Below are 7696 nucleotides of genomic sequence, written 5' to 3' on the forward strand. Positions count from 1 at the left end.
CCTGAAACGCTTTCAGGTAGCCTTGAATCTTGCTCTGGGAAATAGGCGGCTGTTTAAGCCGACAGCACTTCCAATTTGGCAAACTGGGTGTCCAGCTCTTTGATGCCCTGCTTGCCGAAGTTGATGGTGAGACGGGCGCTGCCGCTTTTCTGCACGCCGTCGATGATGACGCCGGTGCCGAATTTGGCGTGGCGCACGTTTTGGCCGATGCGGAAACCGTCGAATTCGGCCGCAGCCGGAGCGGGCGCTTCTTGGCGGCGGCTGGAAACGGCAGGTGCGGCCGTATGTTGGCGGGCAGGCGCGGCCGACAGGTAGTGCAGTAGCTCGGCGGGGATTTCGTCCACAAAGCGCGAAGGAATGCCGAAATGGGTTTGACCGTGCAGCAGGCGCTGCTGCGCCATGCTCAGATACAGCCGCCGGCGGGCGCGGGTGATGGCCACATACATCAGCCGCCGTTCTTCCTCCAGCCCGCCGCGTTCGGCCAGGCTCAATTCGCTGGGGAAACGGCCTTCTTCCATGCCGGTGAGAAAGACGGCGTCGAATTCCAAGCCTTTGGCGGCGTGCACGGTCATCAGCTGCACCGCAGCTTCGCCGGACGCGGCCTGGTTTTCGCCCGATTCGAGCGCGGCATTGCTCAGAAAGGCCAGAATCGGCCAGGTGGGCTGTTGAGCCGCATCGGCAGGCAGGGTTTCGAACTGGCTGTCTTCCGGGCGGAAGGCGATGGCGGCGTGGATCAGCTCTTCCAGGTTGTCGAGGCGGTCTTGCTGGTCGCCTTTTTGGCTTTGGTAGTGGGCGAACAGGCCGCTGTCTTTCACGGCAGCGGCCATTGTTTCGGGCAGGCTGAGGCAGGCGGCCTGCTGTTGCAGGGCGTCGATGAGGCGCACGAAGGCGGCCACTTTGCCGTTTTTGATGCCTACGGTACAGGCGGCCTGCCACAGCGAGCCGCCTTCGGCGGCGGCCAGTTGCTGGATGTTTTCCACGGTGCGGCTGCCGATACCGCGGGCGGGCATATTGATCACGCGCAGCAGGGCATTGTCGTCGTGGGGATTGACCGCCAAACGCAGGTAGGCCAGCGCGTGCTTGATTTCCTGCCGTTCGTAAAAGCGCAGGCCGCCGTAGATTTTGTAGGCGATACCGGCTTGGAAAAAGGCTTGCTCCAACACGCGCGACTGGGCGTTGCTGCGGTAGAGCACGGCGATGTGGTCGAGCGGCAACCCTTCTTTGGCCAGCGCCTGGGTTTCGGCCACCACGAAGCGGGCCTCGTCTTGGTCGCTGAAGGCGGAGAGAAAACGGATTTTTTCGCCGCTTTCGGCATCGGTGCGCAGGTCTTTGCCCAAACGCTCGGCGTTGTTTTCAATGACGGCGTTGGCGGCGGCGAGAATATTGCCCACCGAGCGGTAGTTTTGCTCCAGTTTGAGCGGCTCGGCTACCTGAAAAGCCTGCATAAAGGCCTGCATATTGCCCACATGGGCGCCGCGGAAGCGGTAGATGCTTTGGTCGTCGTCGCCCACGGCAAACACGGCGGCCTGCTCGCCGGCCATCAGCTTCAGCCAAGCGTATTGCAGCTTGTTGGTGTCTTGGAATTCGTCCACCAGAATATGGTTGAAGCGGCTTTGGTAGTGGCGGCGCAGCACCTCGTTTTCGCTGAGAATTTCGTAGCTTTTCAGCATCAGTTCGGCAAAATCCACCACGCCTTCCTGCCGGCAGAGGCGGTCGTAGGCGGCATAGCATTCGATGAGCCGTTTTTCGTGCGGGGTAACCGCCTCCAGCCGTTCTGCACGCAGACCGGCGTCTTTTTGCGCGTTGATGAAGCCCTGCAGGGTGCGCGGGGCGATGATTTCTTCGGCGATGTTCAGGTTTTTGAGCAAGCGTTTGATCAGCGAGAGCTGGTCGGACGTGTCGAGAATCTGGAAAGAAGCAGGCAGGCCGGCTTCGCGGTAATGCAGGCGTAAAAAGCGGTGGCACAGGCCGTGGAAGGTGCCCAGCCACATGGCGCGCACGTTTACCGGCAGCATGGCGCCGAGGCGGGTTTGCATCTCTTTGGCGGCTTTATTGGTAAAGGTAACCGCCATGATGGAATGCACGCCGGCCTGGCCGGTTTGCAGCAGCCAGGCGATGCGGGTGGTGAGCACGCGGGTTTTACCGCTGCCGGCGCCGGCCAACACCAAAACGGATTGCGGCGGCCAAGTAACCGCCGCCAGCTGTTCGGCGTTCAGCCCCCGCAGCAGGCCTGCATTGCTTTGATTCGGCATCATTATTTCTTCAGGATTGGTCTTCGGGGCGCGATTATCCGGCATCAAAGCAAAGCCCGCAACCGCCTGCGGCAGGGAGGCCGCCCACCCGCCTCATGGCGGCCGGCCCTTTCAACCGGCCCCAATCAGGCGGCGCACCAATTCGGGCACGCCGTCTTTGGCTTTGGCCGCCAACACTTCCACCCCCTGCAAGCCGGCCGGCGGACGCGGATCCACCAAAAAGCATTCGGCGCCATCGCGCACATATTCGAGCAGGCCGGCGGCGGGATACACCTTCATCGAAGTGCCCACCACCAGCACCTTGTCGGCCTGCGCCACCCACGCTGCCGCCGTCTCGATCAGCGGCACCGGCTCGCCGAACCAGACAATGTGCGGGCGCAGCGGATGACCATGCGGGTCGGCATCGGCCAGGGTTTGGTCGCCTTGCCAGTCGATCACATAGCGCTCATCCACGCTGCTGCGCAACTTGGTGAGTTCGCCGTGCAGGTGCAGTACCTGGCGGCTGCCGGCGCGCTCGTGCAGATTGTTCACGTTTTGGGTGACGATGCGCACATCGTAATGCGCCTGCAGCTCGGCCAAAGCCAGATGGGCGGCGTTGGGGCGGGCCTGCACCAGCTGGCGGCGGCGCGCGTTATAAAAATCCAACACCAGCTGCGGATCGCGGGCAAAGGCCTCGGGCGTGGCCACTTGTTCCACCCGATGCCCTTCCCACAGACCGTCGCTGTCGCGAAAAGTTTTTAGGCCGCTGTCGGCGCTGATGCCGGCGCCGCTGAGCACCACAATGCTTTGCATGGTTGTTCCCTTTTGATGCCGTTGCACACAACCGCCATCTTAACCGATTTCCCCGATACTGAAGTTTGAGGACAAGGACTCAGGAAACTTGCAAAGCTGCCTCTTGCGGCAAAATGTGCACGCACCAAGCCAAGTGGAAAAGCCGATTTAGACGCTGTGCCAGCCAGACCTGCCAACACAGCGAGGTTACCCACTTGCACGCATTTGGTTGCCCGGCGTAAAGAGGGTCGCTTGACACGGCCTGAGACCTTTGCAAAACCCCCATCTGCGGCGCATTTCTGCGTTGTGTGCTGCTCACTCGCTTTGCCTGTCTATGTGATATGTCTTCGCTCGCTGCGCTGCTACGCCTTGAACTGCATCCACATCTGGGGGTTTTGCAAAGGTCTCGGCCTAGGGCTACCTGAAAAGTAACAAAGCTTTACTTCAGGTAGCCTCTTTTTCGGTGCCGCCCTTTGCTTCTTGTACACCGTCCGACGGCTCCGCCGCCAGCACCACCGCCTGGCCGTCGGCGATGCGGAAGCGGATTTCGTAGCCGGCCAGCGCCATCACATAAATCCGTTCGGGCAGGTTTTGGTAAGCCGGGCGCGGGTCTTGGGCAATGCTTTCTTCAACCAGCCGGCGCAGTGCTTCGGGCAGGCAGGCGGGGTCGGTTTGCCAGACCACGGTCAGCCGACTCGGCGGTTCGGCGGCGAAGCCGGCGGCGGCGTCGGGTCGGGCTTCCACAAAGGGAAGATAGGGCTTGATGTCGAGCACCGGTGTGCCGTCGAGCAAGTCGGCGCCGCTGCACCAGATACGTAAGGGGCGGCTGTGCTCGATGCGCTCCAGTTTCAGCAGCGAGAGGCCCAAGGGGTTCGGCCGGTGCGGGCTGCGGGTGGCGAACACCCCCATTTTCTGTTTGCCGCCCAAACGCGGCGGACGCACCAGCGGCGACCAGCCTTCGTCCAGCACGCCGTGGAACACAAACTGCACCCACAGATAGCCGAAGTCGGCCAAACCGCGCACGCAGTCGGCGCCGAATTCGGGTTGGAATTCGATGCAGATTTCTGCTGACGGCGCCAGATGAGGTTGGCGCGGAATGCCGAATTTTTGTCGGAAAGGCGAACGCACTACGGCAATGGGGGAGAAAGCGTAGGACAGCATAAGCACCTGTAGGCAATCTTTAGTTTGCAAATGCCAAGGAGATTTCAGGGTTTTATTTTTAAAAGTCCTCAAGGCCGAGACTTTTCGGGAGGTGGCAACGGTGCTGTCTGCCTCGGCGGTGTAGCCAATCTTGCATCTTCATTTATTGCCTCCAGTGCAAAAATCCCAAATATGGATGCAGTTCAAGGCATCGCGCAGCGAACGTGAATGTCAGAAGTCATTATGGATAGAACATCCCACACGATAGGCAAGCAGGTAGTACACCTCTGTGTATGGTCCGCAGACACTGCGGCAATGTTCACTGAACCCCGACTAATAACGGCGGGCGGTAACAAAGTCGGCCAGCTGGTGCAGACGGTGTGCGGTATGTCCGAAAGGCTGAAGGGCGGCGCAGGCTTCTGCGGTCAGCTGTTCGGCATAGTGGCGGGCGGCGGCCAAGCCCATCAGTTTGACATAAGTGGGTTTGTCGGCTTCGGCGTCTTTGCCGGCGGTTTTGCCCAAGGTGGCGGTATCGGCTTCGCAGTCCAGCACGTCGTCGATCACTTGGAAGGCCAGGCCCAGTTTGGCGGCGTAGGTATCAAGGGCGGCCAATGCCGCTGCATCGGTATCGGGGCAGCACAGGGCGCCGAGTGCCACGGCGGCGCGGATGAGGGCGCCGGTTTTCAAGCGGTGCATGGTTTCCAATTGCGCTTGATCCATGTTTTGGCCGACGTGTTGCAGGTCGATGGCCTGCCCGCCGGCCATGCCCAGGCTGCCAGACGCTTGCGCTAGGGTTTGGATTTGCTGCAAACGGCGCTGGGCCGGCAGGCCGTTGGGGCGGCTGAGCAGCTCGAAGGCCAGCGTTTGCAGGGCGTCGCCGGTGAGCAGGGCGGTGGCTTCGTCGTATTGGATGTGGCAGGTGGGTTTGCCGCGGCGCAGGCTGTCGTTGTCCATGGCCGGCAGGTCGTCGTGCACCAGCGAATAAACGTGGATCAGCTCAACCGCCGCCATCGCCGCCTCCAAGGCGTCGCCGTGGGGGCGGCCGGTTTCGGCGGCGGCCAACACCAAAAGCGGGCGCAGGCGTTTGCCGCCGCCCAGGCTGACATAGCGCATGGCGTGGTGCAGGCGCTGCGGCTCGGTATCGGCGGCGGGCAGCAGGCGCTCCAGTACCAGCTCGGTTTGCGCCTGCGCTTTGTGCAGCCAGGCGGCAAAATCATTCGCTGGGTTCAAGGTTCAGCTCCTTCAGTTCGCCGGCGTCCAATACCTGCAGTTTCTGTTCCACTTCGGCCAACTTGCTTTGGCAGAATTTCACCAATTCGCTGCCTTCCTGATAGGCCGCCAGCGCTTCTTCCAAAGGCATTTCGCTGTTTTGCATGGCTTGGGTCAGGGCTTCGAGGCGGGCCATAGCGTCTTCGAAACTTTTGGGGGATTTTTTCGACATGGTGGGCTTTCGTGAGGGCGGGTTTCAGGTAGCCTGCGGAGCGGCAGCCTCCGCCCGAATGATGGGGTTTGTTTTAAGGTGCGGATTGTGGCAGAGATTGGTCGGGTTGGCTATGGGCGGCCAGCCGGCGGGCACAGCCGCGCAGGGCGGCCATGTCGGCGGCCACGACATCGGTAAACGGCAGCGGGGCGGCGGTGCTGCCGTACCAAACCGTCCGCATGCCCAGTGCTTTGGCTGCGTGCAGATTGGCGGCGCTGTCGTCCACCATGATGCATTGTTGGGGCGGTACGTCTAAGGCGGTGCAGACCTGCAGATAGGCCTGCGGATCGGGCTTGTAGCAGTAGCCGACATTGTCGGTGCCGAACAGGGCGGTGAAGTGATGCGTCAGTTCCATGGCCTCCATGAGGGCGCGCACATAAAACGACGGGCCGTTGGAAAACACGGCTTTGCGTCCGGGCAGGGCGGCCAGCGCGACGGCGGTGCCGACCATTGGCTGCAACACGGTCAACAGCTCGGGTAGCGGGTGGCTGTATTGCAGAAAGGCGTCGATGCTGATGTGCGGATGGTGCCGCTGCAGGCCAGCCAGCGTGGCGCCGTAGCGGTGCCAATAATCTTCGCGCAAATGGGAAGCGGCGGCTTCGTCAATTCCTAATGCTTGCGCCATAAATTCGGTCATGCGGCGGTTGATGCGGTAGAAAATACCGGCATCGGCGTGGTGCAGGGTGTTGTCGAGATCGAACAGCCACATGGGTTCGGCAAGCGGCATCTTCAGGCTACCTGAAAGCAAAGGGGCGATTATAGTGGCGCGGGCGCAAACGGGTACAGCTTTGCCGCAATGTCTTTGCGGTTTGGGCCGCCTGATTCGGTATGGGGCGGCGGTCGGTAATCACAGGCGGTCTAATCCGCAGAAGCGGGCTTTCAGGTAGCCTGAAACAGCGGCGGCAAAACTGCTATAATCGCTGCCGATTTTGACCGGATTTTTAGGAGAACCCTCATGGCTCTTGTTTCTTTGCGCCAACTGCTGGACCACGCCGCCGAGCACAGCTACGGCCTGCCCGCTTTCAATGTGAACAATCTGGAGCAGATGCGTGCCATCATGGAGGCCGCAGACGAAGTGAACGCCCCCGTGATCGTGCAGGCTTCGGCCGGCGCGCGCAAATACGCCGGCGCGCCGTTTTTGCGCCATCTGATTTTGGCGGCGGTGGAAGAATTTCCGCATATTCCGGTGGTGATGCACCAAGACCACGGCACCTCGCCCGACGTGTGCCAGCGCTCCATCCAGCTCGGTTTTTCTTCGGTGATGATGGACGGCTCGCTCAAAAGCGACGGCAAAACCCCGGCCGATTACGACTACAACGTGGACGTAACCCGCACCGTGGTCAATTTCGCCCATGCCTGCGGCGTGTCGGTGGAAGGCGAAATCGGCTGTCTGGGCAATCTGGAAACCGGTGATGCCGGCGAAGAAGACGGCATCGGCGCCGATGTGAAACTCTCGCACGACCAAATGCTCACCAGCGTGGAAGAAGCCGCCAGTTTTGTGAAAGACACCGGCGTGGATGCGCTGGCCATTGCCATCGGCACCAGCCATGGCGCCTACAAATTCAGCCGCAAGCCCACCGGCGATGTGTTGCGCATCGACCGCATCAAAGAAATCCACGCCGCCCTGCCCAACACCCATCTGGTGATGCACGGTTCCAGCTCGGTGCCGCAAGACTGGCTGGCAGTGATCAACGAATACGGTGGCAACATCGGCGAAACCTACGGCGTGCCGGTGGAAGAAATCGTGGAAGGCATCAAGCACGGCGTGCGCAAAGTCAACATCGACACCGATTTGCGCCTCGCCTCCACCGGCGCCATCCGCCGTTATCTAGCGCAGCATCCGGCCGAATTCGACCCGCGCAAATACCTGGCCGAAAGCGTGAAAGCGATGAAACAAATTTGTTTGGACCGCTACCGCGCCTTCGGCTGCGAAGGTCAGGCCGGCAAAATCAAACCGGTATCGCTGGAAAAAATGGCCGAGCGTTATGCCAAAGGCGAGCTGGCGCAGATTGTGAAATAATGCTGGCTGGGCTCTGATTGCCAAACAGGCTAC

Annotated in this window: 7 protein-coding genes and 1 pseudogene; 2 read left to right on the forward strand and 6 right to left on the reverse strand. The window is 61.1% G+C overall.

Going from position 1 to position 7696, the window contains the following annotated elements; all coding sequences use genetic code 11:
* Positions 1–53: 53 nt before the first annotated feature.
* A complete protein-coding gene (locus HMPREF9371_RS06770; protein ID WP_040660313.1) occupies positions 54–2255 on the reverse strand; it encodes a UvrD-helicase domain-containing protein in 2202 nt (733 codons plus the stop codon).
* A 108-nt stretch (positions 2256–2363) separates the two neighbouring features.
* Positions 2364–3044 (reverse strand): SIR2 family NAD-dependent protein deacylase, encoded by a 681-nt coding sequence (locus HMPREF9371_RS06775; RefSeq protein ID WP_009119267.1) that lies wholly within the window; start codon positions 3042–3044, stop codon positions 2364–2366.
* A gap of 250 nt (positions 3045–3294) precedes the next feature.
* Between HMPREF9371_RS06775 and HMPREF9371_RS12760 the strand changes: the two are divergent.
* Positions 3295–3448: pseudogene (locus HMPREF9371_RS12760) on the forward strand (lipoprotein signal peptidase).
* Positions 3449–3467: 19 nt separating this feature from the next.
* On the opposite strand, the gene tsaA reads toward HMPREF9371_RS12760, so the two are convergent.
* From tsaA to HMPREF9371_RS06795, 4 genes are all read right to left on the reverse strand, one after another.
* On the reverse strand, positions 3468–4181 hold the full coding sequence (tsaA, locus tag HMPREF9371_RS06780) for a tRNA (N6-threonylcarbamoyladenosine(37)-N6)-methyltransferase TrmO (protein WP_050797942.1): 714 nt from the start codon (positions 4179–4181) through the stop codon (positions 3468–3470).
* Positions 4182–4496: 315 nt separating this feature from the next.
* Positions 4497–5393, reverse strand: a complete 897-nt coding sequence (locus HMPREF9371_RS06785) for a polyprenyl synthetase family protein (RefSeq protein WP_009119269.1) — start codon at positions 5391–5393, stop codon at positions 4497–4499.
* On the reverse strand, positions 5377–5604 hold the full coding sequence (locus HMPREF9371_RS06790) for an exodeoxyribonuclease VII small subunit (protein ID WP_009119270.1): 228 nt from the start codon (positions 5602–5604) through the stop codon (positions 5377–5379). The genes HMPREF9371_RS06785 and HMPREF9371_RS06790 overlap by 17 nt, the downstream gene beginning before the upstream one ends.
* 73 nt (positions 5605–5677) lie before the next feature.
* The gene (locus tag HMPREF9371_RS06795; protein ID WP_009119271.1) at positions 5678–6370 is read right to left on the reverse strand and encodes a pyrimidine 5'-nucleotidase; all 693 of its coding nucleotides are present in this window, start codon (positions 6368–6370) and stop codon (positions 5678–5680) included.
* A gap of 228 nt (positions 6371–6598) precedes the next feature.
* Here HMPREF9371_RS06795 and fba point away from each other — a divergent pair, with 228 nt between their 5' ends.
* Positions 6599–7663, forward strand: coding sequence for a class II fructose-bisphosphate aldolase (gene fba, locus HMPREF9371_RS06800; protein ID WP_009119273.1), 1065 nt, complete (start codon positions 6599–6601; stop codon positions 7661–7663).
* The last annotated feature ends 33 nt before the right edge of the window (positions 7664–7696 follow it).

The organism is Neisseria shayeganii 871, assembly GCF_000226875.1.
GTDB classification, from domain to species: Bacteria; Pseudomonadota; Gammaproteobacteria; order Burkholderiales; family Neisseriaceae; genus Eikenella; species Eikenella shayeganii.

Bases quoted from the DNA above. Each gene is read 5' to 3' on its own strand.
- HMPREF9371_RS06770 (WP_040660313.1), bottom strand. From the start codon at position 2,255: ATGATGCCGAATCAAAGCAATGCAGGCCTGCTGCGGGGGCTGAACGCC.
- HMPREF9371_RS06775 (WP_009119267.1), bottom strand. From the start codon at position 3,044: ATGCAAAGCATTGTGGTGCTCAGCGGCGCCGGCATCAGCGCCGACAGC.
- HMPREF9371_RS06790 (WP_009119270.1), bottom strand. From the start codon at position 5,604: ATGTCGAAAAAATCCCCCAAAAGTTTCGAAGACGCTATGGCCCGCCTC.
- HMPREF9371_RS06795 (WP_009119271.1), bottom strand. From the start codon at position 6,370: ATGCCGCTTGCCGAACCCATGTGGCTGTTCGATCTCGACAACACCCTG.
- fba (WP_009119273.1), top strand. From the start codon at position 6,599: ATGGCTCTTGTTTCTTTGCGCCAACTGCTGGACCACGCCGCCGAGCAC.